The organism is Allorhodopirellula solitaria (assembly GCF_007859855.1).
Lineage (GTDB): Bacteria > Planctomycetota > Planctomycetia > Pirellulales > Pirellulaceae > Rhodopirellula > Rhodopirellula solitaria.
In genome coordinates, this window is record NZ_SJPK01000003.1 from 152313 (window position 1) to 179049 (window position 26737).

The 26737-nt window shown below is 59.0% G+C and carries 18 protein-coding genes and 1 pseudogene; 13 read left to right on the plus strand and 6 right to left on the minus strand.

Annotated elements, in window-relative coordinates; all coding sequences use genetic code 11:
* Positions 1–28 precede the first annotated feature (28 nt).
* Together CA85_RS06740 and gmd are read right to left on the minus strand one after the other, a co-directional pair.
* Positions 29–970: a GDP-L-fucose synthase family protein gene (locus tag CA85_RS06740; protein ID WP_146390564.1), complete on the minus strand. Its 942-nt coding sequence runs from the start codon at positions 968–970 to the stop codon at positions 29–31.
* 38 nt (positions 971–1008) lie between these two features.
* Positions 1009–2016 carry a GDP-mannose 4,6-dehydratase gene (gmd, locus tag CA85_RS06745; RefSeq protein ID WP_146390565.1) on the minus strand — a complete coding sequence of 336 codons (1008 nt, stop codon included), beginning with the start codon at positions 2014–2016 and terminating at the stop codon, positions 1009–1011.
* A 275-nt stretch (positions 2017–2291) separates the two neighbouring features.
* Between gmd and xylA the strand changes: the two genes are divergently transcribed.
* The 4 genes from xylA to CA85_RS06765 all read left to right on the plus strand — a co-directional run bounded on the left by xylA (position 2292) and on the right by CA85_RS06765 (position 8011).
* A complete protein-coding gene (gene xylA / locus CA85_RS06750; protein ID WP_146390566.1) occupies positions 2292–3611 on the plus strand; it encodes a xylose isomerase in 1320 nt (439 codons plus the stop codon).
* A gap of 1083 nt (positions 3612–4694) precedes the next feature.
* Complete coding sequence (locus tag CA85_RS06755) at positions 4695–5342, plus strand: leucine-rich repeat domain-containing protein (protein ID WP_146390567.1); 648 nt, start codon at positions 4695–4697, stop codon at positions 5340–5342.
* Positions 5339–6958: a glycosyltransferase family 39 protein gene (locus CA85_RS06760; protein ID WP_146390568.1), complete on the plus strand. Its 1620-nt coding sequence runs from the start codon at positions 5339–5341 to the stop codon at positions 6956–6958. Before CA85_RS06755 ends, CA85_RS06760 begins: the two co-directional genes overlap by 4 nt.
* A 42-nt stretch (positions 6959–7000) precedes the next feature.
* A complete protein-coding gene (locus CA85_RS06765; RefSeq protein WP_146390959.1) occupies positions 7001–8011 on the plus strand; it encodes a DUF1559 domain-containing protein in 1011 nt (336 codons plus the stop codon).
* Between the two features lie 113 nt (positions 8012–8124).
* On the opposite strand, the pseudogene CA85_RS06770 reads toward CA85_RS06765, so the two are convergent.
* From CA85_RS06770 to CA85_RS26090, 4 genes and pseudogenes are all read right to left on the minus strand, one after another.
* Positions 8125–8604 (minus strand): annotated as a pseudogene (locus CA85_RS06770) (transposase); the annotation flags it as partial.
* Positions 8605–8619: 15 nt separating this feature from the next.
* The gene (locus CA85_RS06775) at positions 8620–8823 is read right to left on the minus strand and encodes a hypothetical protein (RefSeq protein ID WP_146390570.1); all 204 of its coding nucleotides are present in this window, start codon (positions 8821–8823) and stop codon (positions 8620–8622) included.
* Entirely contained in the window at positions 8820–9287 is a 468-nt protein-coding gene (locus tag CA85_RS06780) for a helix-turn-helix domain-containing protein (RefSeq protein WP_146390571.1), read from the minus strand. The genes CA85_RS06775 and CA85_RS06780 overlap by 4 nt, the downstream gene beginning before the upstream one ends.
* A gap of 235 nt (positions 9288–9522) precedes the next feature.
* Positions 9523–9777: an ISAzo13-like element transposase-related protein gene (locus tag CA85_RS26090; protein WP_391564846.1), complete on the minus strand. Its 255-nt coding sequence runs from the start codon at positions 9775–9777 to the stop codon at positions 9523–9525.
* A 477-nt stretch (positions 9778–10254) separates the two neighbouring features.
* Here CA85_RS26090 and CA85_RS06790 point away from each other — a divergent pair, with 477 nt between their 5' ends.
* From CA85_RS06790 to CA85_RS06830, 9 genes are all read left to right on the plus strand, one after another.
* Positions 10255–13077 carry a DUF1549 and DUF1553 domain-containing protein gene (locus CA85_RS06790; protein WP_146390573.1) on the plus strand — a complete coding sequence of 941 codons (2823 nt, stop codon included), beginning with the start codon at positions 10255–10257 and terminating at the stop codon, positions 13075–13077.
* 9 nt (positions 13078–13086) lie between these two features.
* Positions 13087–14406: a DUF1501 domain-containing protein gene (locus tag CA85_RS06795; protein WP_146390574.1), complete on the plus strand. Its 1320-nt coding sequence runs from the start codon at positions 13087–13089 to the stop codon at positions 14404–14406.
* Positions 14407–14636: 230 nt separating this feature from the next.
* Complete coding sequence (locus CA85_RS06800) at positions 14637–16016, plus strand: 3-keto-disaccharide hydrolase (RefSeq protein ID WP_146390575.1); 1380 nt, start codon at positions 14637–14639, stop codon at positions 16014–16016.
* Between the two features lie 358 nt (positions 16017–16374).
* Positions 16375–19680, plus strand: a complete 3306-nt coding sequence (locus tag CA85_RS06805; protein ID WP_246112564.1) for an LPS-assembly protein LptD — start codon at positions 16375–16377, stop codon at positions 19678–19680.
* Positions 19681–19686: 6 nt separating this feature from the next.
* A complete protein-coding gene (locus tag CA85_RS06810) occupies positions 19687–20061 on the plus strand; it encodes a diacylglycerol kinase (RefSeq protein WP_146390577.1) in 375 nt (124 codons plus the stop codon).
* 269 nt (positions 20062–20330) lie between these two features.
* A complete protein-coding gene (rpiB, locus tag CA85_RS06815) occupies positions 20331–20795 on the plus strand; it encodes a ribose 5-phosphate isomerase B (protein WP_146390578.1) in 465 nt (154 codons plus the stop codon).
* A gap of 161 nt (positions 20796–20956) precedes the next feature.
* On the plus strand, positions 20957–22291 hold the full coding sequence (gene thiC / locus CA85_RS06820; RefSeq protein WP_315852703.1) for a phosphomethylpyrimidine synthase ThiC: 1335 nt from the start codon (positions 20957–20959) through the stop codon (positions 22289–22291).
* 122 nt (positions 22292–22413) lie between these two features.
* The gene (locus CA85_RS06825; RefSeq protein ID WP_146390580.1) at positions 22414–25938 is read left to right on the plus strand and encodes an ABC transporter permease; all 3525 of its coding nucleotides are present in this window, start codon (positions 22414–22416) and stop codon (positions 25936–25938) included.
* On the plus strand, positions 25919–26722 hold the full coding sequence (locus CA85_RS06830; protein WP_146390581.1) for a lipoate--protein ligase family protein: 804 nt from the start codon (positions 25919–25921) through the stop codon (positions 26720–26722). The genes CA85_RS06825 and CA85_RS06830 overlap by 20 nt, the downstream gene beginning before the upstream one ends.
* Positions 26723–26737 lie beyond the last annotated feature (15 nt).

Here is a 26737-nt window from a genome sequence, read left to right on the forward strand (position 1 = left end):
CTAGAAGCTAGAAGCTAGAAGCTAGAAGCTAGAAGCTAGAAGCTAGATACGCTTGATAAGTGGATTGCAGGCCTTCGTCGAGGTCGATTTTGGGAAACCACCCCGTGGAATTGATCAGCGTCGTGTCGGTCCGCTTAACCGGTGTGCCATCGGGTTTGGAAAGATCCTGCTCGACCCGCCCCGAGTATCCCACCACACTTGCGATTTTAGTCGCCAATTCTGCGATCGTCAGATCGGTACCGCTGCCGACGTTGACCCAGTCCGGCGGGTCGGGCAAAGCGATCAAATGCAACAACGCTCGAGCGAGGTCGTCGACATGCAGGAACTCGCGCCGGGGCGTGCCCGAACCCCAAACACGCACCGTCTCATCACCTGACCGCTTGGCAGCATCGATCCGACGGATCAGCCCGGGGATCACGTGAGAGTTTTCCGGGTGATAGTTATCGCCTGGACCGTACAGATTGGTCGGCATCGCAGAATGAAACAGCACTCCGTACTCCTGACGATAGTATTGGCAGAGTTTGAGGCCCATGATCTTGGCCAACGCATAGGCTTCGTTGGTTGTCTCCAATGGGCTGCTCAACAAGCTCGACTCCACCATCGGCTGGGGAGCGTTTCGCGGGTAAATGCATGTGCTGCCGAGGAACAGGAAACGCTTCACACCCTGACGATACGCCGCGTCAATGGCGTTGGTTGCCATCATGGTGTTTTCGTAACCGAACTGGGCTGGGTAGGTCGCATTGGCGAGAATTCCCCCCACCCTCGCTGCAGCGAACAAAACGCAGTCCGGCTTCTCGGCAGCGAAGAAAGCGTCGACTGCGGATTGGTCGCATAGGTTGAGTTCGGTCCGCGAGCGGGTCACGATTTCTGGCTTCGGCGCCGTCCCAATATCCGCAGCAGCGAGCTGGCGCAGGAGAGCACTCCCCACCATACCTCGGTGCCCAGCGACGAAAATTTTATGATACGGCATGGAGTTTCGAGTTCAGAAAAATGCAAGGGTTCCAAAAGCTAAGAGCTAGCAGCTAGCAGCTTCTTCACATCATGATCGACCATTCTCTCAGCGATCTCTTGACAGCTCTCGGGTGGCTGCCACCCCAACTCCCGAATGGCCTTGGAGGGGTCGCCACACAAATCCGCGACATCCGTCGGGCGGAGGAATCGTGAATCGCTAACGACGTAGTCTCGCCAATCCAGCCCCACATGGGCGAACGCATATTGCAGGAAGTCTGCGACGCTGTGCGTACGGCCGGTAGCGATCACATAATCATCCGGCGTGTCCTGTTGCAACATCATCCACATCGCGACGACGTAGCGTTGAGCATCCCCCCAATCCCGCCGGGCATCGAGATTGCCAAGTCGCAATTCGGATTGCCTGCCCAATGAAATCGCCGCAGCCGCTCGTGTAATCTTGCGGGTTACGAAGGACTCACCCCGCCGCGGGGATTCGTGGTTGTAGCAAATCGCATTGCAGGCGAAACAATCGAAGGAACTGCGATAGACCTGCACCATCTGCGTCGCAAACGCCTTGGCGACTCCGTAAGGCGTGACGGGGCGCATCGGTGTCTGCTCATCCTGTGGAGAGTTTTCCGGCCGGCCAAAAATCTCACTGCTGCTGATATGCAACAGCTTGGGCTGTTTCTCCAGATCGCGGATCATCTCGAGCAGGCGCAGCGTCCCCATCGCGGTGAACTGGCAGGTGGACTCGGGAATCTCAAAACTCAGTCCAACGTGGCTCTGGCCCGCCAAATGATAAATCTCATCAGGCTGCGTTTTCATCAGGATCCGCCGAATCGTAGTCGCATCATCGAGGTCGCCGTAGTGCAGAAACAGCGAGCGTTCGTAGACGTCTTTATTGCGAAACAACGAATCCAATCGCGTGCGCACCGTGTTGCTGGTCCGCCGCACCAACCCGTGCACGACATACCCTTTCTCCAACAGCCATTCGGTCAAATACGATCCGTCTTGGCCGGTGATCCCGGTGATTAAGGCGACTTTTGGTGAGGATGAAGAGCTCAGGGGAACGACTCAGGGTTCAATGGGCGGGGATGCTGATATATCTGGCCAGCGTTCGCGTGGCAGCGACGGACCAATCACCGGGATCCTTTCAGGTTCCGCAATACAAGGTACACCGCAGGTTTGAGAGTTTGCTTGCTCCCCTTGTCGCGGGTGATCCAAGGGCCGATATTAGTGGGTCAATGGCTGAGATTGTGCCGCTTTATGCCGATTTTGCTGATCGCCTCGCAATCCCAACTCTCGTCATCCCCCGAACCATCCAACCCCATTCAATCGACATGACCGCTTTTCCCGATGTACCTGTCATTCAATACGAAGGCCCTCAGAGTGACAATCCACTCGCTTTTCGCTGGTACAACCCGGATGAAGTGGTCGAGGGCAAGACGATGCGCGATCATCTGCGGTTCAGCATTGTGTATTGGCACACGTTCCGGGGCACCGGCAGCGACCCCTTCGGCCCCGGCACGGCCCTGCGGCCATGGGACGACGGCAGCGAGAGTGTCGACAACGCCAAGAAACGAGCGGTGGTGGCCTTCGAGCTGTTCACCAAGCTGCAAGCTCCCTACTACGCGTTTCATGATCGTGACGTCGCCCCGGAAGGCGATTCCCTATCCCAAACCCACGCCAACTTCGACGCCGTCGCCGACGTGCTCGCCGAGCAACAACAGGCCTCCGGCGTCAAGCTGCTCTGGGGCACGGCGAACATGTTCAGCAACCCCCGCTACATGCACGGTGCAGCCACTTCCTGCAATGCCGATGTGTTCGCCTACTGCGCGGGCCAAGTCAAAAAGGCACTGGAAGTAACCCATCGACTCGGCGGTGAGAACTACGTGTTCTGGGGCGGCCGCGAAGGCTATCAGAACCTCTACAACACCGACATGAAACGAGAACTCGACCATCTCGCCAAGTTCTTCCACATGGCCGTTGACTACGCGAAGGAAATCGGATTCACGGGCCAGTTCCTGATTGAGCCCAAACCGAAGGAGCCGACCAAGCACCAATACGACAGCGACGCGGCAGCCTGCATGAACTTCCTCCGCAGCTACGGCCTGGAAGATCACTTCAAACTCAACATCGAAACCAATCACGCGACCCTCGCTGGGCACACGATGATGCACGAGCTTGACTACGCGGGCATGCAGGATGCCTTGGGCAGCATCGACGCCAACACCGGCGACATGCTGCTGGGCTGGGATACCGATCAGTTCGGCACCGACTACTACCTGACCGCACAAACGATGCTGATGATCCTCAAGCACGGCGGACTGGGCAGCGGCGGAGTGAACTTCGATGCCAAGGTGCGGCGTGAATCGCACGAGCCGATCGATTTGTTCTACGCCCACATCGGCAGCATGGACGCCTACGCCAAGGGGCTGAAGATCGCTGCAGCGATTCGCGAAAGTGGCGAGCTCTGCGATTTCGTCAAGAATCGATACTCCAGCTGGGACGAGGGAATCGGCGCCAAGATCGAGAGCGGCCAGGTCGGCTTTGCCGAGCTCGAGCAGTATATGCTCGACAAGGGCGAGGTCGAAGCCAATGCGAGCGGACGCCAAGAAATGCTCGAGAACGTATTTAACAAATACATCGACCGCGTATAGGCACCGGGAGAACAAAACGTGGCGTAAGCTTCCAGCTTGCGGGCGGCAAAATATCGCAATCTCGAAGCTTCGCCCACTTGGAAACACGGCACTTACTTGTTGCCGCGTTCCTAACGGTTTGTCGATGGAATCGACGTTGTCTCCGCAACGGTGAGCCGAGAGCCGGTAAGGCCCCGGGTAGCGCCGCCTACTCGGCCGCTTAGGCGCCTCGGCTCAATCATTCGACAGGGCCCTAAGTAACCAGCACACCGCCGGGGGTCGTGCCAAGTAGAAAGTCGTTTGACTCCGCCCTTTGGCGCGCCGGCCAACGCGGGGAAGCATGTTTCATGGTTCTTCTCGGAACTGAGTGGAATGGAAACCGCAGGTGGACCGATCGATTCTCGGATCCAGCGTGGTTGATTTCCCAGGCATCTGGTCCTGCCCCAAGTAGTTTTTGCATATGCAGGGACCACTCCGATACATTGGTAGATGCCGGAAAAAACGGACTCAGGCAATGCGGGGACGCGGGCCTGGGAAGGGATATTCCGGTCGCCTGTCATTTCCTGCGTAAGCTGGGCGCCAGTGGTGCGGTTGATGCTCGGCACGTTCACGCTTGCCGGGCATCCGTTTTTCGCTCACTCGACGCAGGCGCCCATGCCTCAAAAATCCAACATCCTGGATACCTGCCACTCAGTGCCGTGAAGCACCATCATGCGACTTGCTATAGAATAGTTCCCACACAGCTGTTTCAAGACCTGGATTTTCAATCGTCAGGATTGGAAGGCTGTGTTGAGATCTCGGCAGTGCTGATGCGGCCAGGCGTACCGATTCACAGCAGAAGGCAAGAAGCTGACGTGGCGGTATGGCTGGACGGCGCTACCGTCAGCATGGCGTTGGCTAAGCGGCTGCCGGAACCGGAAACAACGCAAAACTGGATGAGCTATGGGAGCGAGCAGAGACATTGGACGAAATGACTTCAAATGGGGCGGTTTGACTGATCAGCAGTTCGGAGGAAGTGCTGGAACGGAATCTCAAGGAGGCGAGCCTCTCCGCGACTCGCAATTCCCAGCGTCTCGGGGAGACGCTGCCACTTGGTTTCACCGCATGACTCGGTCGTCAACTTGCCCGTGGCTAATGCTGATATGCTTGCTGATTGCCGGATGCAGCCGAAGCAAGGAAGATCAACTGCGTTCGGCCGTGAAGGAGGTGCGGGCCGGGCATACGACTGAGATTGACCTGAGTGAAAGCCCACTGGAGGACGATGCACTGTTGAGCGAACTGCAGGGGCTCGATGGCTTGGAAAGTTTGAATTTGGACCGAACACCCGTTACCGACGATGGGCTAGCGGCAATGGGGCATCTGCCGAACCTGCACCTCTTGTCGCTGGCACAGACACGGGTCTCCAACGCAGGGATCGCTACATTGGTGACCAACTTTCCTAAACTGGTTTCTTTGCGTCTCGATGAAACCGTGATCACCGATCCGGGTTTTGCGGAACTCGCCCATGCGGAGCACTTGGAGATGCTTTCTTTGCATCGGGTTCCGGTGTCCGACGCTGGCTGCAAACAGATCGCCAAGATCTCGACGCTCACGACCTTGGGGTTGGACCAGACCATGATCACCGATCGCGGGCTCACCTCGCTGAAATCACTGCCGCAACTGAAGCGACTGTCGATCTGGCAATGTCAGCTCAGTGAGTCAGGTATCGAGCGATTTCAACGCGATCAACCGGATGTGGCGGTGAATCGATGACTGGCGAGAGTGAAGACGTCGAGAAAACGGCTCAACGACCGGAGGGAGCGTGCGATCACGGAATAATCACGCGGCACTGGAAATGGTTTGCCTTCGTGGCGGCACTGACGGTCGGAATTCGCTGTATCGGATTGCTGGCTCGCTGTATGTGGTTCGATGAATCGATGTCCTGGCGGACCGTCATCCTGCCTTGGCCGGAAATGATCGAATCGGTGCAAGTCAACACGCATGCTCCGCTGTTCTTTATCCTGTTCAAGGGCTGGGGCGATGTGTGGGGCGAGTCGCTCGTCGTGCTGCGCGGTTTCAATGTGTTCCTAGCCGTGGCGACCCTGCCCGTGATCGCTTGGTTCATGCAATGCACCAGGGCTCCTTTGTGGGCGCCCTCCCCTGCTCAGAGCACGCACGATCGTGCCGTGCCCGAGGCTGCGGTTTGGTCGCCCTGGGATGCCGCGGTGATCGCGATGTTACTGTTTGCGGTCAACCCGTATCAGATCCGGATGGCGTCTCAGATGCGGATGTATCCGTTAATGGCGATCTTTTCGCTTCTCTCTTCGCTGCTACTCTTTCGCGCTATCGAGCGTCCCGCGAGGATGCGGCGTTGGTTCAGCTTTGCCGTGGTGGCATTGCTGATGATGTACACGCATTACTTCGGGCTGTTTTTTGTAGCAGCTCAATTCGTGTTTCTGGCAGGTTGGTTGTGCAAGTCCCTGCTCGCACGTGAGCGGCCGGTGAGCATCCAGGCGATCCAGGGAGTGTTTGTCGCGGCGGTATCGGTAGCATTAGGATGGTTGGCTTGGCTGCCGACGTTCTTGGATCAACGGCAACGGGTCCAGGACGATTGGTGGACAGGGCCGCTCAATAGCTGGAATTTTATCAACGTCGCGGTCGATTGGATGGCTTCCACACGAGCGGTCGGTGCCTCCGCGGACATCGTCGCGATGTTGGTTGCCGTCCTGACGGTTGTCATTCTGTTGCGATTGCTGTCCGTCGGCGGCGTGATGGGCTACTACCTTGCCTGGATGATCTTATTTCCTGTGGTGATGGTAGTGGGTTATTCAGCGATGAAGACGAATATCATGGTATCGCGGTATTTTGCGCCCATTCAAGTACTGTGGTTGATGGGATTGGCAGTCTCCATCGCCAGCATTCCCGGGAGCGTTGCCCGCGACGCTGCGCGAGACTTGGCAATCTTTTTTTCGCTGGTAGCACAGTCTACGCATCTGTATAATGAAGATGTCTGGCAGCGCGGTGGGATTCGCGATGCGGTCGCGTGTGTCGAGCGTGAGCTCCGTCCCGACGAGACCGTTATCGTCGATTCCAGTCTGATCTATTTTCCGGCGACCTTCTACGCCCACGACCGGTCGCGTTGGCGGATGATGAGCGATGTCGAGGGACTGGTCTTTTCAACAGGAATGCCAGTCACCACGGAAGCGGACTTTGCAAATCCGCAGGAGATGGATAGTCCGAGCAGCCAAGGTTTGTGGGTCGTGTCATCGCAAGGACGTGTTGATTTTGATCCTGGAGACCAATGGACGATCGCGGACCAACAATATTTCCAGGGATCACAACCGTTTCAAGAGTTGGTGATGGTTACCCATTTCCAGCGTTCCATGTGAATTCAACCCCCAGCAGTCACCTTCCCTACCGGAGACTTGACAATGAATACACGACACATGGGGCCGCGACGCGCCTTCACGCTCATTGAATTGCTGGTGGTCATCGCGATTATTGGCATCTTGGTTGCCCTGACCCTGTCCGCCATTCAAGCCGCCCGGGAGGCAAGTCGCCGCGTCACGTGCAGCAACCATCTGAAACAAATTGGCCTGGGGATCAACAACTATGTCTCCGCCTTCCAGGCTTTTCCTTTCGGCGTCGGTGGCGACGGCGATCAAGTCACATCGACCTATGGTTCGCTCAACCATCGGCGTTACTCGACGCACTCGCAGTTGCTACCGTTTCTCGAATTGCAGTCGCTCTATGAGAAAATTGATTTCAACTACAGCCCGTTTTATCCCGACCTGAGTGGCAATCCCGAGCGTGTGACGGGCATGGGACCAAATGAAGAGGCGGCACAGACGGTGGTGCCGCTGTTCTTGTGTCCCTCCGATTTCAATAGCATGGGGCGTCCCTGGGGCGGCAATAGCTACCGGTCGTGCAACGGCAGCACTTGGGAAGGTCGAACCGGCAACGGCATTTTTGGGCAAGCAAAACTGCTTCGGCCGGGGGAGATAGTCGATGGGATGAATTACGTGGCCGCCTTCAGCGAGCGGATGATGGGTGATGGAACCAACGCAGGTGTTGAACTGCGGAGCGATCTGTTCGGAGACGGTGGCCAGTGGACCGAGCCCAGCCTGCGAACCTGGTGCGCAGAGCTGACACCGCAGTCCGCCTCGTCGCTAGCCCTGCAAGACTCCAACGGCGGCATGACTTGGCTCGAAGGCAACATGAACTGGACCAGGTACAACCACGTCGCTCCCCCGAATCAACCAAGCTGCAAGAATGTGATCACCTGGGATGGAACCATCATGACCCCCAGTAGCCGGCATCAAGGTGGCGTGTTCATGCTGCTGGCCAGTGGCACGGTACGCTTCGTGTCCGAGAGTATCGACGCCGAAACCTGGTCGGCGTTGGGCGACGTGCGCTCGAGCAAAGTGGTGGAAGAGTTTTAGGAAACGTCCGAAAACACCGGAGTCGACATGCTGAAAAATAGAACGGTTCTTCTCGGAATTTAGTGGCAGGCATCTAGGATGTTGGATTTTTGAGGCATGGCTCTAGTGGTCTGTTACATCTTAATTTTAGGGTAGATCGAGTCGAGCTTAATCCGCGCGTCGTCGATCTTCATTTGCCAATCAACGCCGCGTTGGGTTGAGTTAATTTCGTCGTACCAAGCAGTTGCCTGCTCGCGAAGTTCTTCCTCGCTACCAATGCGACGCCCCGATACGCACTGACTGGTCAGGCAGCTTAGTTCATTCTCTGCAATGTTGAGCCAACTGCCGTGCTTGGGGGTGTAGTGAAATTCGATCCGGCTGACCAAGGCTCTTGCGCGTGCCGGTTCAAACGCTTCATAGAAAGCGCCAATCGTGTGCGTGTTGAGGTTATCGCAGACCACAATCACTTTCTCGCAGTCCGCGTAGCGACCTTCGAGCAATGCTGCCATCTCGATTGCCCAATCGACTTTTGTCTTCATCGTTCGCACCGAGACATGACGCCAACATGCCAACGGTTCCGCAAACATAAACACATTGGCTACCCCCGCCCGCTTGTATTCGTAGTCAACTCACTCGGGGTGCTCGGCCGTTGCCGCGATCGGCTGACGCGTCTCCTGGACTAGCTGAACGGGCTGTTCGTCCATGCAGAGCACCGGAACGTTGGCGTCATAGGGACGGGAATAAACGTCCAGAACGTCTTCCATGTGTGCCGCAAACTCGGCGTTGGCTTTGGGCGGGATGACCCAGTACTCGAGATTGCGATTGGTATTCATTTTGTTTTTTTTAGTGTCCGCCGAACCGTTTGGTGGCTGATCGGCGGAGTGATTTCCAGTTCGACGACCTTCCGTGCCAACAGACGCAGCGTCCATTTTCCAAAACCTTTGGGCGGATCGCCCAAACGCATCGCAATGATCTTCGCCTCTTGTTCTCCATCAAGCAGCTTCTCAGTGGGCGGTGATTGACGCGGCTTCCGATCGAGCGTTTTCTCAAAGCCGTCTTCGACAAACCGTTTCCGAATGTTCTCGACGGTCTTGGTTCGACAATCGAGAGCCTCGGCGATCTCCGCGTCCGACCAACCCAGGTCAGCCTTAAGCAAGATGTTCGCTCGCTTGACTTTCTGACTGGTTCCTTTGAGTTTCTTGACAACACTTTGGCAGAGCTGACGTTCCTGTTCAGACAACTCTACGATAAACTTTTTAACGCTCACTGCGACTTCCTTGGCGACGAATCGAAACATGATTCATCCCGTGTCGCAGAAAATAGAAAACAGCGTAACCCTAATTTTTAGCTGGACCAGACCACTAGCAGCTTTCACCAACTTTCGCGTGCAGAAATCAGCAGCAGAGAGCCGAAATAGGAAAGGTGCGGACCGACATCGGCTAGACAAGTTGATCAGCGGGGAACTTGTTGCGCGCGAGCTGACAGCTCATCGACTCGGCCGCCATTCGCTGTGAAATCCATGAAGCCAGCATTCACTCGGCACTCGGCAAACAAAGTGCTATGTCCCTCTGAGTCTCTTGTAGCGAGCCATCAGTCCAAGAGCGTCCGCTGCGGGAAAACTGACCGACCAACTCCTTCTTCTTCGTGTCCACGCTCAAGATCGGCCATCCGAGCCGTTCGTACTGCTGGCGAAGCTGCTGCAACCGGTCGAACTGTGGCTGGCGAAACTCGCTAGCCCCCAGAGGAATGTCTTTGGAGATCTTGCAGCAGTTCCCGGCGGAACCCATCCGTTGGGTGGATAGGCCGCAGGCGAACCGCAATGGTTGAGTTTTGGAGGGTGTGATCGGTGATGTTGCTCCGATTGTGGGCGTCGAGCAGCGCTGTTTCGACTCGAGTTCATGCTGGTGTTGGCGCAGTTGGGCGGCTACTTGAACAAAACAGGGCAAGGACCGCCCGGTTCCACCGTAATCTGGCGTGGACTGCGGCGACTGCAGGCGTACCGCGAAGCCTATATTGCATTCGGAACGGGCTAAAAAAAGATGTGTAGGATAAAGAGGGGGCTAGCCGCGGGTTCTCGCTGTTAACCGCGGCTAGCGCCGTCGGCTCACAAGAGTTGTGTGGAATCATTTTCCCGATGTGTTTAACAGCCCTGGAGACGACGGAAAGCCGGGATTTCTGAGCCCCCCACTTGTTGGTCGCCGTGCTAGAATGGGCGTCTCTGTCTGGCGTTGTGGTCCTGCCCTCTTGAATCGGTGAGTTGTTCGATGAAGCCTGCGCTATTCGTGTTCCGGTCTGTCATCCTCGCATGGTTGGCGGTCAGTGTGATCGGCGGCGGCAGTTTGTTTGCCGATCCCGGCAGAACCGCAACAGCGGGAGAGTTAGGGCGAGAGGTCCAGTCGCTGCCTCAGCGGTTTGCCGATCCGGAGGCCACCGGTGCTCCTGATTTTCAAAAGCACGTGATGCCGCTCCTCGGTCGCTTGGGGTGCAATGGTCGGGCTTGTCACGGATCGTTTCAGGGGCAAGGCGGATTCCCACTGTCGCTCTTTGGATATGACTTTCGAGCCGATCATGCCGCCTTGCTTGCAGAGGATGCAGGGCGAGTGGACACCGATGACGTCGATGAAAGTTTGATCCTGGTCAAACCGACCGATGCGGATATGCACGAAGGCGGCGAGCGGTTTGAAGTGGGCAGTTGGCAGTACCACGCACTTCGCCGTTGGATTGCAACAGGAGCCAAATCGGCCGGAGATCGCTTGCACGTACTCGAGCGACTCGAGATCAGTCCCTCAGAGATTCTCTTTGACGCGAGTGAACAAGACCAGCAGCTCGAAGTGGTTGCTCATTGGGACGATGGTTCGCGAGAAGATGTCACGGCTCTGTGTCGGTTCTCCACCAATGACGATGCGGTCGCTGCGGTTGATGAGAACGGCCGGGTGCGGAGCGGATTGGCGGGCGATACGCATGTCGTGGTGGCTTACGACCGAGCCGTTGTGCCCGTCTCGGTCATTCGCCCGGTGCAGACTGATTCAACCGTCATGGCACCTCGCCCATCGGATCATCCGATTGACCGGCTCATCGCGGACAAGCACAGCAAGTTGGGGATCACGCCTTCGCCGATCTGCACGGATGCCGAGTTCATTCGCCGAGCGAGCTTGGATATCACAGGCACGCTTCCCGCAGCCGAAGAGGTGCGCCAGTTTCTTGGCAACGATCACCCTGCCAAGCGTGAGCAACTGATCGACGATCTGCTCGACGCTCCCGGCTACGCGGCCTGGTGGGCAATACGGTTCTCAGACTGGACGGGAAACAGTGACGAGCAGCTTAATAATGTGTTGCCCGTCCGTGGTGCCGCCACGCGGCTGTGGTACGAATGGCTGCGGGTGAGACTCGATGACAATATTCCCTACGACGAGATTGTTGCTGGCATTGTGACCGCGAACAGCCGCCAGGAAGACGAGTCATATCTCGAGTATTGTGAGTCGATGACAGCCGCCTGCGAGCCAGGTAAGGAAGATCTGTATGCGGCCCGCGACGGCATGTCACTCTTTTGGGCACGTCGAAATCTGCAACAGCCCGAGGAGCGGGCGATCGGATTCGCATACGCCTTCTTGGGAATCCGAATTGAATGTGCCCAGTGCCACAAACATCCCTTCGACCAATGGTCCAAGGACGATTTTGATCAGTTTGCCAAACTGTTCGGGAATCTCAACGCGAGGCCGAACACTGTCGCCCGCGATGCCGTCGAAACGCGTCAAGAGCTACTCGATGAGTTAACCGATGGCAAGAAGATCAACAACGGGGAACTTCGCAAACTGATCTACCGGCGGGCTGCCGATGGCGAGGTCGTTCCCTTTCCCGAGCTGGTTTACAAAGAGCCGAAGACCCCCAACCGCCGTGGCAAAGGTGGGCGAAAGAACGCCGCGAACAAGAATCGGCAGCGCCAGCCCGCCCCGGTTCCCCAAGGCTACGTGCTCGGCGAATCGGCCCCACTTCGTATTGACGAGGACCCTCGTCCGGAGTTGATGCGGTGGTTGCGATCGGCCGACAATCCCTACTTCAGTCGGGCCATCGCCAATCGCGTGTGGGCGAACTACTTCGGCGTCGGGTTGGTCAATCCCACCGACGACATGAACCTCGCCAATCCGGCGAGCAATCAGCCGCTACTGGATTATCTGGCGGCGGGGTTGCGTGAGCATGACTTCGACCTGCATTGGTTGCATCGAGAGATCACGACCAGTGATGCCTATCAGCGCAGCACGCTGACCAATGCCAGCAACATTCATGATCGGATGCACTTCAGCCGCCATGTGCCTCGGCGGCTACCGGCCGAAGTGATTCGTGACGCGGTATTGTTGGCGACCCAGTCAACGCAGCAGACGTCTAGGATGCGTTCGGAATTGACTGACATGGCGATCGCAGCGGACGTTCCGCAACGCCGCAACCAGCCCGATTTCACGCTGCAGGTCTTTGGTCAATCGCAGCGGGAGAGTAACTGCGATTGTGACCGCAGCGATTCGCCGAGTCTCCTGCAATCGATCTACCTGCGAAATGATATGCAGATGTACCAACAGCTCGCTTCCAAGGACGGTTGGGTAGCCCAGGCGTGTGCGAGTTTGGGCGAACCGGGGCCGGATCAGCGCGGCCGTCCTGCCCAGGACCAAATCACGCAGAAGGCGGAGCAAATCCGGCTGCAAACGATCGCGAGGTTCCAACGTTTTCAATCGCTCAACGCAGTCCGGCAGTCGCGGCAACGAGAGAAGCTCGTCCAGTCCTACCGGACGGTCCGCCGCCGCTTTGCCGACTATGGTTTTGTGACTCCCTCCTTTGCCAAACTGCTGGCCAACCCCAATGCCTGGCAGCTGACGCGGGCCGGCCGAGCGGGCGCACCAGGCTCGGCAAGCGATGGCGGCGAGTCGCTCCAAAAGATCATCGACAATGCTTACCTGCGGACGTTGTCGCGGCATCCCGATGCGGAGGAAGTCGCGATCACGACGCAGTATATCAACGATTCCGAAACGGTCGCCGACGGGCTGTCGTCGGTGGTTTGGGCATTGGTCAATACCAAAGAGTTCATCATCACTCACTAGTGAAATATCATGCGATTGCACAAAACATGCGACGGCGCGTCTCGCCGTGATCTGCTGCGACTCGGCGTGCTCGGTACCGGCGCTGTCGGCATCGGCGGACTGACGCTGCCGGCTTGGCTACAGATGGCTGGCGCGGGCGAGCTGGAGCCGCGCCGGGCCACCCGGGCGATTTTCATAGAGCTCGTTGGCGGTCCCTCTCACATGGACACGTTTGACTTGAAACCCGATGCGCCCCGAGAGGTGCGGGGGCCGTTCTCGCCGATCCGTACCAATGTGCCCGGGATGGAGATCTCCGAGCATCTTCCTCAGCTCGCCAAAGTCGCTGACAAGTACGCGATACTGCGAGGTGTTTCCCATACACTCGCCGCCCACCAGCTCGGCCGGGAATACGTCAATGCAGGCAGCCGCCCAATCCCATCGCTGCAGTACCCCAGCTTCGGATCGGTTGTCTCGGCGGAGCGATCGGGCGACCTCAATCTCCCGCACCACGTCGCCATCCCGCAGGCGGGGCACGGACCGGGGTTCCTCGGCCTCGAGAATGCAGCTCTGGAAACCAAAGCGGCTCCCCGTTTCGATCAACCGTTTTCCGTCCGCGGCATCTCGCTGCCAGGCGATCTATCGGTCGATGAAATTTCACGCCGTCAAACCTTGCTGAAACGTCTCGACCGCCGCTTTGCGGATTTGGAATCCGACGATCAGCTGTTGCAGGGGCTCTCGCGATTCGGTGAGCAGGCCTACGCGATGATCACCTCGCCGCGGGCTCGCAACGCCTTCGACATCACGCAGGAACCCGAAAGTTTCCGGCGCCAGTTCGGTGAGGATAGTTTCGGCCAGAGTTGTTTGTTGAGCTTGCGCTTGGTTGAGTCCGGTGTCAACTTCGTTTCGCTGCAACTCGGCGGTTGGGACACCCATCTAGATAATTTCACACGGCTGCAGACCGGGCTGCTTCCGCGACTCGACGTCGGTCTGAGCGGGTTGCTTATGGGATTGGAACAACGGGGGCTGCTCGAATCGACTGCCGTGATGGTAACCGGTGAGTTTGGCCGGACACCGAAGATCAACAGTCGCAGTGCCGAGGGCGGTCGTGATCATTATCCGCGCTGCATGTTCATGTTGATGGCCGGTGGTGGCGTGCGAGGTGGCCAGGTGATTGGTGAGAGTGACGATACAGCGGCCGCGCCTCGCCACGACGCGCTCTCGCCCGATGACGTCGCCGCGAGCTTCTACCACAACCTGGGCATCGACCCTTCCAAGGAATACGATTCCGGCACGGGCCGCCCCATCACACTGGTCCGCAACGGGAAAGTGATCGACGCGTTGTTTTCGTGAACGTCCGAATTGGCGCTGGGAGTTGGCCGGCGCGGTGCCGCAGGCAGGGGAAAGCCGATCGATGCCGCGGCCTTCTCGTCGCAAGGGGTGCTTCTCGGCGGTCGAGCTAAGCTTTGCCAGGCTTTTGCCTCGATTTCGTGTCTAATTTGATGCCGACGGAGGCTGGCGGTGGAACTATAATGTCGGGCGTGTCCCATCCCACCCCATCCCCCCACGTTTGCATTGCCCCCATGACTACGAGTTCGTTTTGCCCCCGCCTCGGCGGCCCGTCCCGCGCCGCGTCGTTCATCCTAAGCGTCAGTCTGCTGGCGTTACTCATTGGCCTTCCCACATCGCCTGCGTTCGGCCAAGACACGGCGGCGGATTCGGCGGGCGAGTCGGCAGAGACCACCGACGAAGCCTCCGATGAAACACAAGACGGCGGTGACGCCGAGCCCGCAGAGAACTCAGAGCCCGAAAAGGCGGATGAATCAAAATCCGGCGAAGGTGAAAGCAAACCAGCCGATGATGGCGAGAAACCGTCTGAGCCGACGTCGGAAGATGCTGCCGCCGATGCGGCTCAGTCCAAGGATGCGGAGTCGGAGCCCGTGGCGGACCCCGAATGGGTGGCCAAAGGGGTGTGGACGCTGCCACCGACCGAAGGCCCAGCAGCGATCGATTTTTCACTGGTAGGTGAATACGTCGGCGATCTCGGGGCAACGCAGGCCGATGGAGATGATTCCGCGGACGAGTCCGCTGAATCGTCAGACAACAATCGTTTGGGAGTTCAAATTCGCAACCTGGGCGACGGTGAGTTCGAAGCCCGCGCTTATTCAGGTGGCCTGCCGGGGCAAGAAGGCTATGTCAATGAAAAGCCGATGGTGTTGCTGGGGCGTCGCAGCGGCAAAACGCTCGTGCTTTCGGGCGGCCCCTGGGCCATGTTTGCTTCGCCTGACGGGTGCAAGATCATTGATGTGACCGGCTCCACGCTCGCTGAGTTGGAGCGGGTCGAGCGACGTAGCCCGACCTTGGGGGCGGCGGCGCCCGATGGTGCCACCGTGCTCTTCGACGGCAGCGACACGTCGGCATTCTCCCAGGCCGAGATGAACGAGCAAGGCCTACTGCAACAGGGGGCTGATATCCGCGAGATGCTGAGCGATTTCGATCTGCACCTGGAGTTCCGGATTCCCCACATGCCCAAAATGACTGGACAAAAACGCGGCAACAGCGGGCTCTACCTGCAGGGCCGGTATGAATGCCAGGTCCTCGATTCGTTCGGGGAGGAGAAGGTTTTCAACGGCCTCGGCGCCCTGTATCGCTACAAAACGCCGAAAATCAACATGGCGTTCCCACCCTTGGTGTGGCAGACCTACGACATTCACTTTACCGCAGCCCGCTATGCCGCCGACGGCAGCAAAGTACGCAACGCTCGGGTGACTTCATGGATCAACGGGGTCAAAGTTCAAGATGATCAGGAACTGACTGGTCCGACCGGCGCCGGGCAAGACGAAACCCCGACGCTATTGCCAACCAAGATCCAGAACCACGGCGATCCCGTCCGCTTTCGCAATATCTGGGTCATCGATCGAGGCCTCACCGGCGGCATCCAGTTCCCGCAGATGGCGAAATAAGACTGCTGACTCTGACTTTTCAATATTGCCCATTTGCTCTATTTCCCCAGGAGTGCGGCGAGCCGCTGCGCCACTGGGGCGGTTGAATTAGCCGCCCGAGACTCGGTTCTGGCAATCGTGGAATTTGGCTTGTGGACGAGTGGCTGGCTTTCGTAATGTCGCTTGCGGACGGGTCACCCTCGTGTGGATCGTCCGTGCTATTAAGTGCATTTCGACCACCATTGTATTGCAAAGTCGCCTGTTGGCTGCTGTTGTCCACCACACCGTTTTGCCACCGCGGCCCAAGCAAAAAAATTATTTTGCATGGACGCGGTTCGTCGCTGCGCCGTGGGCTACGACGGTGGCAATGGGCTTGCTAATGCTATTCTCGCCTGCTGCTGGGGCGGAGGAACCGGGCCGCGAAACCCTGCGACCGGTCCCCGCGGTCGCGATCCCCCAGGGGGCCGCCTTGAGTGTTCATGGCCAGACCGTCTACCGCTGGCAGCGTGAGCCAAGTTCCGCCTCGGCGACACCGATCGCTACCGCCGCAACCCCCATCGCAACGGGCACCGCATCGCAATTGCCGCAGGATTGCACGTTATTACGAGGCGACTGTGTGCTCGAATACCAAGGAAAACGCTTTGAGGCGGAATCCATCCTGATGGTTGTCGACGGCCACGGTGACGCGATCCAAGTTCGATTGCTGATGGATCGGGTGGGCCTCGGGTCGGGCCAGACCACACGTGAACCGATCGTGGCCAGCCTGCGGTTGTCGGCGCCGCCGCAAATTCGCGCCCAGCAGTATCGAGGCCAGACGGAGGTGCCGGCGGACTGGTGGGCCAAGTGCGGCGTGGCACCGACCAACGCCGCTTCCACGGGCCCCGCCTCCCACATTGCTCCGGTGCAGTACAGCGAACCCATTCCAGCGGGCGGGCCCACTCCAGCGGCGGAGTCTGTCTTGCCAGGCGATCCCCACGCGTTCGTTCAACCGCTGCCCGCGCCCGCGCCCGAACCCGACATGCAGATGATGCCGCCGAGCGGTTTGACGTGGGATGAATCGGGAATCACCTCCGACCCCGCGTTGCGTTCGCCGTCACAGCTCAATGGTCCTGTGAGGAGTTATGCGTCGCCGACACCGGCCGGTCCGACCGAACTCAACCCCGTCGTCCCGTTGCCTGAACCACCGATCATGACGGACTCCGGCGGCACAACAGGCGGCTGGGCCTATTCGATTGGTGGAGGTAGCAAGAGCATCGAGTTGCTCTCACGCGGAACCTCCCACCCCACCGATTTTCAAACCATCGATCGAACCGAAAGCAACGAAACCATTGTGGTGGCGACAGGCGGGATCACCGTCTTGGTTCGTGATGTCATGGCGCAAACTCCCACGGGGCTGCGCGTGCCGATTGGAACGGTTTCCCTGTCGGCCAACCGAATCGTTGCTTGGACGCCTCCGCTCGGGGATATTATCACCGGTGCGGCCGGCGTCTCGGATGCCGAGGGAGAGCTGTATCTCGAAGGGGATATCGTGGTCCGGCAAGGTGATCAAATCATCTATGCCGATGCGATGTATTACAACGCGGCCCGCGAGGTCGGCGTGATCCTCGACGCCGAGGTGATTGCGACGATCCCACAAACCCAAGGCACCGCGCGAGTAAAAGCTGAGGTGATGCGTCAGGTCGCCCGAGGCAACTTCGTCGCCAACAACGCCGCCGTCACCAGCAGCCGGCTCGGCGTCCCACGCTATTGGTTGCAGAGCAACGAGCTGTCGCTGACCCAGCGTCCCGTCTCGCGTGTCGATCCCGATACCAACCAAGTCATCTCCGATACCGAACCGTATGTCTCGAGCAGCGGTAATTTCGTGTATCTCGGCGGCGTCCCCGTGCTCTACTGGCCGCGGTTCTCCACCCCGCTGCGAAAGCCAACGTCGTACCTAAACGGCGCCAGTATCAAGAGTGACCAAATCTTTGGCCGACAGGTGATGCTGGAATGGGATACGTTCCAACTCCTCGGCATGAATACACCCGACGGTGTGGAATCGAGTCTGTTAACGGACTACTTGAGCGAGCGTGGTCCCGCTCTCGGTTCGCACACCGACTACACGCTCCCCGGGCTCTTCGGTGTCGCCGGCCCCGTCGTGGGAACCTATGACAGCTATATCATCAAAGACCACGGGCTCGATAACATCGGCAACGGTCGCAATAACCTCGTTCCCGAAGAGGATGTTCGCGGTGCGGCCGTGTTGTTCCACCGGCATGATTTGGCCAATGGGTGGGAGTACACAGCGGAGTTAGGGTTCATTAGCGATCGCAACTTCCTCGAGCAATACTTCGAGAATCGCTGGGACCAGCGGGCCAATCGGACGACGGGGATGCGGTTGCGTAAATATCATGGTTCGCAACTGTTTGACGCCAATTTCAATGTCCAGGTCAACGATTTCTTTGAGGAAACTGAGCGGCTTCCTGAACTGAACCACTACGCCCTCGGCGGATCGCTGCTCGGCGACCGCTTGACCTGGTCGATGCATAATCAGGTTGGCTACCAACGGCTCAATCCAGCCGACGCGCCTTTAGATCCGGCGACCGCAGCGGTCACGGCGACCCTGCCCGGCGAGGTCAGCAGCGAGGGGATTGTCGCTCGCACCCGACAGGAGATATCGATGCCCATCGATGCTGGGCCTGTCAAAATTGCCCCCTTCGCTATCGGCGAAGCATCCCAGTACGGTCAAGACATCAATGGTGATGACCTGACGCGATTGTGGGGTGGCGGCGGGATCCGCGCAAACCTGCCGCTCTCACGAATCGATCCCACCGTCCAGAGCAGCCTGCTCAACGTGCGTGGCCTGGCGCACAAAGTGAATCTCACGGCGGAATACTTCTATGCCGACAGCAATACAGACTACGACGAGCTGCCCTACTACGACCCGCTCGATGATCATACCCAGCAGCAGTTCCGCAGGTCGTTCATCTACACGACTTACGGTGGCATGCTCCCCGACCGGTTTGATCCACGCAGCTACGCCCTCCGGCAAGGTATCCAGGGGAACGTTACCAGCCCCAGTGACACGATCGCCGACGACCTCCAGCAATTCAAGCTGGGGATGAACCATCGCTTCCAGACCAAGCGGGGTTTGCCCGGCCGGGAACGCATCGTCGATCTGTTTCGTTTCGACATGCAAACCATCCTGATGCCCGAAGCGGATCGCGATAACTACGGCGAACTGGTCGGCCCGACGATTTTCGATGCCCAGTACAATCTTGGGGATCGGGTGGCGCTGCTCGGCGACGGCTACATCGACTTTTTCGACGATGGGTTGAGATCGCTGAGCGGCGGTGTCCGGACCAGTCGTCCGGGTCTCGGCGATCTCTACGTCGGCTTGCTGTCCCTCGAAGGGCCGATCAGCAGTACGGTCCTGCAAGCCAAAATTGACCACCGTTTGAACGAGAAATGGATCGTCTCAGCGGGCACTGTTTATGACTTCGGTTCCACAGGCAGTAACACGCAATCGTTCGGGTTGACCCGGATCGGCGAGTCGTTCCTGTTCCAGATCGGAGCCAACGTTGACGCCGGCCGCGACAACACGAGTTTTGGGTTCACGTTTGAACCGCGATTCCTGCCCTCCTCACGGCTCGGGCTTCTCGGTGGGCAAATGATCCCACCGCCCGGTGTCGAGGGTCTCGAGTAGAACGTCATGATCCAGACTTGGTTGCACAAATTCCGGGTCGCGTTCGCGGGACTGTTCTGGGCCTTGCGTGACCAGCCGAGCTTTCATGTCCACCTCAGTGTCGCAGCCGCCGTGATCGTCGTCGGGGTCCTACTGCCGCTGCAGCTCTGGCAATGGGCCGGGTTGATCTTCGCCATTGGGGCGGTCATCACCGCCGAGCTATTCAACACCTCGCTGGAACTGCTCGTCGCGGTCATCCACCCCGATCGCGACCCCCGCATCGGCCGCGTCCTCGACGTAGCCGCCGCCGCAGTCCTAGCAGCCTCCCTCGCCGCCATCGCCATCGGCCTCCTGATCCTAGGCCCCGAAATCTACCTCTGGTTCGCGCCATCACAAGCTTAGAACTCGCTGGCCTGCGTCGCCCGCTGCGTGAACCCGTTGAGAGAGTCCTGTCCCCCCACGCCCTCATGCCTGGTTGCACACGTCATTCCACGGCGAGCGCGTTTTAGAACATAGCCGGTGGTTGGCGGGCGAGCGAAGACGACCGGAGACGTCCGGGAGAGCGGCTGGCGCGAAAAAACCCCGCCTAGCCGACCTAGCCCTCCAGCGGATATCCTCCACGCATCGACCGTTGATCACCCGCACCTCATTTTCCCGTTTTTCCGCAAGCCATGTCTGCTCCCGATTCGTCGTTACGTCTAGCCATCGGGGGGGACCACGCTGGTTTCCCGCTGAAACAAATGGTCATCGAGCATTTGGAGGGCCAGGTGAGTGATCTGATCGATTGCGGGACCCATGACTTGGAGCCCAGTGACTACCCCGACTTCGCTGTCGAGGTCGCCGAGCGGATCAATAGCGGTCAGGCCGACCGGGGGCTGTTGATTTGTGGTAGCGGTGTCGGGGTTAGTGTTGCGGCCAATAAAATTACTGGGATTCGCGCCGCGATCTGTCACGATACATACTCCGCCCACCAGGGTGTCGAGCACGATGACATGAACGTATTGTGTATCGGTGGCCGGATCATCGGCAGCGAGTTAGCTTTCGAGATCGTGCAATCGTTTTTGGCTGCCCGGTACACTCCTGAAGAGCGGCACGCTCGCCGACTGCAAAAAATCCTCTCGCTCGAAGCGGACTGACCGGCGGGCGGTTGCAGCCATCGATTGCCCGTTTTCATTTGGATCGCGGGTTCGATGGAACGCTCAATCAGTCGATTTCACACAAAAACTTGGCCGCAGGTGCTTACTCGCCCCCGTCCCGCTGCCGTATAAAGAACGTCGAATCCTACGCCCCCTCGAAACTGAGTTCGAACACCATGACGCAAATCCTGGCCGCCCGCGCGGGCGAAATCACCCCCGAAATGGAATTCGTTGCCCAGCGTGAAGCGTTGTCGCCGGAGCTGATCCGCGATGAAGTCGCTGCGGGACGCATGGTCATCCCTGCCAACAAGGTCCACGCTGCCGGCGCTCTGCAGCCGATGTGCATTGGCATCGCGGCGAAGTGCAAGATCAACGCGAACATTGGCAATAGTGCGGTCACGAGCAATGCGGGCGAAGAACTCGAAAAGCTGCACACCGCTGTTCATTTCGGCGCCGATACGGTGATGGACCTGTCGACCGGCAAGGATATCGATAACATCCGGCGTCAGATCATCGAGAAGAGCCCGGTGCCGATTGGGACGGTGCCGATTTACCAGATGCTCGAGGAACTCGGTGGCAACATCGAAGACATGACGGCCCAGCATTTCCTGGATATGGTGGAGCATCAAGCCAAGCAGGGCGTCGACTACATGACGATCCATTGTGGGATCAAGCTTGAGCACCTGCACTTGAGCGCCAACCGGGTAACAGGAATCGTCAGTCGCGGCGGGTCACTGATCGCCAAGTGGATGATGGTCCACAACAAACAGAACCCACTGCTCGAAGCATTTGACGATCTCTGCGACATCATGCGTCAGTACGATGTGACCTGGTCACTCGGTGACGGCCTGCGTCCGGGCAGCATCGCCGACGCCTCCGACGCGGCCCAGTTCGCCGAGCTCGACGTGCTCGGTGAGTGCACCCGCCGCGGTTGGGAAAAAGGGACGCAAGTCATGGTGGAAGGCCCCGGCCACATTCCACTGGATCAAATCCAAATGAACATCGAACGCCAGATCGAAGTTTGCGACGGTGCCCCGTTCTACGTTCTCGGGCCGCTCGTCACTGACATCGCGCCAGGATACGACCACATTACCAGTTGCATCGGTGCCGCCAACGCGGGTATGCACGGCGCCGCCATGTTGTGTTACGTCACTCCCAAGGAACACCTCGGTCTCCCCAATGAGGAAGACGTCAAACAGGGCGTGATCGCGTACAAGATTGCTGCCCACTCGGCTGACGTTGCTCGGCAACGCGTTGGCGCCCAAGACCGTGATGACGCACTCTCGCGAGCCCGTTTCGCTTTCGATTGGAAAGAACAGTTTCGCTTGTCGCTCGATCCCGAGACCGCTCAGCGATACCACGACGAGACACTGCCGCAGGACACCTTCAAGAGCGCTCACTTCTGCAGCATGTGCGGACCGAAGTATTGCTCGATGAAGATCACCGAAGACATCCGGCAAATGGCGAAGGAAAAACAGCTCGTCGAGATCAAGTAGAAACGGACGCCCCGGGGTTGGGATCGTTACCCGACACGCCTTTTTGAGCCAATCCCGACAGGGATTTTGGACAATGGCCGGTGGTTTGAGCGTAGCGAACACCAACGCAATGAGGAACTTTGATGGCCCACACGCCACGGTCGTTTTCGCTGTTCTCCGTGATTCGTGCGACGCTGAGGTATCGCTCTGCGATCACCTTGGCAGTTGCTTTGGGAGTGGCCACCGCCACGGCGGTGATCACGGGGGCGCTGTTGGTGGGGGATTCCATGCGGTCCAGCTTGCGAGCCCTGACCGTCGAGCGACTCGGCCGCATCGAATCGATTTTGGCACCCGGTCAGTTCTTCCCCATCGATCGAGTTGAAGTTAGTGGCGGGTCGATCTCGGCCAGCGATAAGTCAGCGGTCAGCGTGATCCTGTTCCCCGGCGGCAGTGTTGAAACGAAGATTATCAAGCCCCTCGAACCCGCTGCCGATGCGGAGCCACCGAGCGGGTTGCCGCGAATCCGTCACGTCGGCGGCGTGCAGATTGTCGGAGCGGATGAATCATTCTGGGATCTCGACGTATCCGGGGTCCGCCCCGACGTCATGCCGGGTGAAACCAGCGTGGTGCTCAATCAGTCCGCTGCCGATGAACTCGAGGTCAGCGTGGGTGATGAAGTCACACTGCGTTTGCCCGTCGAAGCGGCCGTGCCGGCCGACAGCCCGTTAGGCAAACGGGAGATCCAAGGCGAGGGTTTGCCCCGCATGGAGGTCGTCGCCATCGTCCCGGATCGTGGGCTCGGTCGATTCTCTTTGACCGCCAGCCAGAGCGCGCCCAAGACCGTTTTCGTATCGCGTGAAGTCGTCGCCGATGTCCTCGATCGGCCCGGCCAAGCCAATGCGATATTGTTCGATCACCCGCTCGATGCCGATGCGGTCGCGCTCAATCTGGAAACATTGCGGTGGAATCTGCAACGCGTCGAGCCAGGCCCGGCGGTCGACTACATTTCACTCTCGAGCGACAATCTGTTGCTCTCGCAGGCCGCGGTGGATCGAATCAAAGAAAGCCTGCCGCCCGGTGACGTGACCGAGGTAATGACCTACCTCGCCAATGCGATCGAGCGAGAGGCCGAGCCCGAAAAGGTGTCCGACACCATTGTGTCCGACACCATTGTCGCGAGTGTTCCCTATAGCACGATTTCAGCCATCGATTCGGGGCCGACGTTGCAGCTCGATTTTCGGCCCCCTGAGGGAATGAGTCTGGAGGACCGGATTCCGATCGTGCTCAATCGCTGGGCGGCGGATCGCTTGGGTGTCGAGGTGGGTGCCGCGGTCCAGGTTCATTACTACGAGCCTGAGGTGGAGCGTGGTAAAGAGGTCGAGCATTCCTTCGCGGCCGTGCTCACGCAGATCGTTCCGCTGACGCCCCGCGCCGGCCCGTATCGGCCTGGACGTCCCGGTGACTACGACGAACCGATCACTGCCTACAACGATCCTAATCTGACACCGGAGGTTCCCGGTGTGACGGATCAAGCGTCGATTGGCGATTGGGACCTGCCGTTCGCCTTGGAGAGGAAGATTGAACCAGAGGACGATCAATACTGGAACGAGCATGGCTTGACGCCCAAGGCCTTCATTCCGCTGGCGGCGGGACAGAATCGATTCGGCAGCCGATTTGGCGAGACGACCAGCCTGAGGATCTCCCCCGAATATGACCTCGCCGAGCTCGAGTCGATGATCACGGCGGCGATTGCGCCGATTCGAGCGGACCTGGGCTGGGTGCCCCGTTCGATTCGTAGCGAGCAGCTCGCCGCGTCCAAAGGCACGACGCCCTTTGATGGGTTGTTCTTGGCGTTGTCGATGTTCGTCATCTTCGCAGCGATGATGTTGATTGCGTTGTTATTGCGATTGGGAATGCTGCAGCGGATCGATGAATTCGGCACGTTGCTCGCCGTGGGTTTCTCGCCACGGCGGGTGATGGGGTTGGTGTTGGGTGAGTCTGCGATCACATCGACGGTCGGGGTTCTCATCGGGCTGGTCGGAGGCGTGGGCTATGCTGCGTTTGTTCTGTGGGCGCTGCGTTCCTGGTGGGTCGGTGCGGTCACGGTACCGTTCTTGCGTTTTCACGCTACGCCGCTGTCGATCGTTTTGGGCGGTGTCGGCGGCTGGCTGGTGTGCATGGCGACGGCAGCATGGACATTGCGGTTTCTGCTGCGACTCAACCCCGCAGCCCTGCTCGGCGGGCACCGCGTGTCGGACAAGACCAACCCGGCAGACGCTTCGCGATGGTGGGACCGCGTTCGTGTGCGTCCGGTCGCCATGGGGCTGTTGGTTCTACTGGCGATGGGGGCAGCGGCGGCAGGTGCTCGGGGCAGTGCGCAAGCTGCCGCAGGAGGTTTTGTCGGTGCCGGGATGCTGCTGTTGATCGCCTCCCTGCTGGGCATCTACGGATGGCTGGCTCGACGTCGCACGATGCGGCTTTCGCTGCCGGCGCTGGCCACTGCCAATGCGCAGCGCAACCCGCTACGCAGCACACTGACGATTGGGCTCGTCGCGACGGCCGCCTTCCTGATCTTATCGATCACGGCGTTTCGCATGTCGCCGTCGGAAGAGGGGACGGGCGGATTCGATCTAATCGCCGAAGCGGGAACACCGATTTCACTCGACCTTCATGACCCCGTCGTGCGGGAGGATCTACTCGGTCGCGATGCCGAGTCGCTAACCGAGGCGACGATCGTGACCTGCCGGATGCGCAGCGGTGAGGACGCCAGTTGCAATAATCTCTATCAAGCGACCCGGCCGACCGTGTTGGGGATTCCCGCAAAGAGCGATCTGGAAAGTTTTGGTTGGGCAGCGTCCGGTGCCGACGCTGGGGAGGCACCCTGGCAGCTGCTCGAGCGACCGGCCAGCGGGACGATGGATGATCCGATCCCGGTGGTAATCGACCAGAACACCGCGATGTGGAGTTTGCAGATGACGGGCGGAATCGGCCAAGAGAAAACGTTTGATTACGGCGAGGGCAAGTCGCTCACGTTCCAGGTCGTTGGCTTGCTCGCCGGATCAATTTTGCAGGGCAAGTTAATGATCGGCGAGAGCAATTTTGAAGCTGCGTTTCCCAGCGAGAGTGGTTACCGCTACTTTCTGATTCGCTCGGGTAAGGGCGAAGATCCCGAGACCATTTCCGCGGCTTTGGAATCTCGGTTGGTCGATATTGGCATGGATGTGAAATCGGCACCCCAGGTACTCAGCGGGATGCTGGCGGTCCAGAACACCTATCTACGCACCTTCCAAAGTCTCGGGGCGCTCGGGTTGCTGCTCGGCACGATTGGGTTGGCGATTTCCCAGCTTCGCAGCGTGCTCGAACGCCGCAATGAACTCGCGGTGCTGCGGGCCGTCGGGTTCACCCGGGCACGCTTGGCGAAACTCGTCATGGGTGAGAATTTTGTGTTACTGATCTTGGGCATGGGCTGTGGTGTGGTGACGGCGATATTAGCGGTGCTGCCCTACGCATGGATGACAGGCAATTCGGTACCGATCGCTGAACCGCTGTGGATCCTGCTAGGAATTCTGACCTTTGGGATGCTAGCGGGCTTGATCGCAGTTTGGCGGGTCGCGACATTGCCGCTTTTGGAATCCCTGCGAGCCGAACATGCTGCGATTGAACTTTGAGAGCGCCGCGCCGCCGCACGAACTGGCGCGTGATGAAGCGATGCTGCAGTGGGCTGACCGGGTCGTCGAAAACGCCGTTGTTCGAAGTGGGGACGGCGGCAATCGCGGACTGCACGAGCGTGAGGAACAGGCAGAGGCGGGGACCGACACGGCTTTGTTTCGGGTGTGGCGGTTTCGCAGCCCAACGGTGATCCTCGGCAGGAGTTCGCGGATCGATGAGGAGGTCGACCGCGTTTGGTGCGCCCGGCAGGGAATGGACGTCTTGCGCCGCTGCACCGGGGGTGCCTCCGTCGTCGGTGGTCCGGGATGTCTGATGTACAGCGTCGTGGTGGGGGTGCCCTCGAGCGGTGGGCTTCGCAATATCGACGCAGCTCACGACTATGTGATGCAGCGGGTACTTGGGGCTGTCCGCAGGCAGTTGCCTGATGCCGAGCGGCTGGGAATTTGCGATCTGACGTGGCGGGGGCGCAAGTTCTCAGGAAACAGTCTGCGTGTGGCCCGTCATCACCTGCTCTATCACGGCACCATCCTGATCGATGCCGACCTGGATCGGATTGCCAAGTCTTTGACTTATGCACCTCGTCAGCCCGAGTATCGTCGTGGCCGTGACCATCGTAGTTTCATCTGCAACGTCGACTTGGACGAAGCCAGGTTGGTGCAGGCGTTGGCGGAGGAATTTGGGGTGCGGGGCGAATCGGCGGGGCTGGAGGATACGATTGCAGGGATCGCCGCTGAGCTGTGGGAATCGCGGTATCGCGACCCCGGTTGGCACGAGCGTCGTTGAGGTTCGGAGAATTTC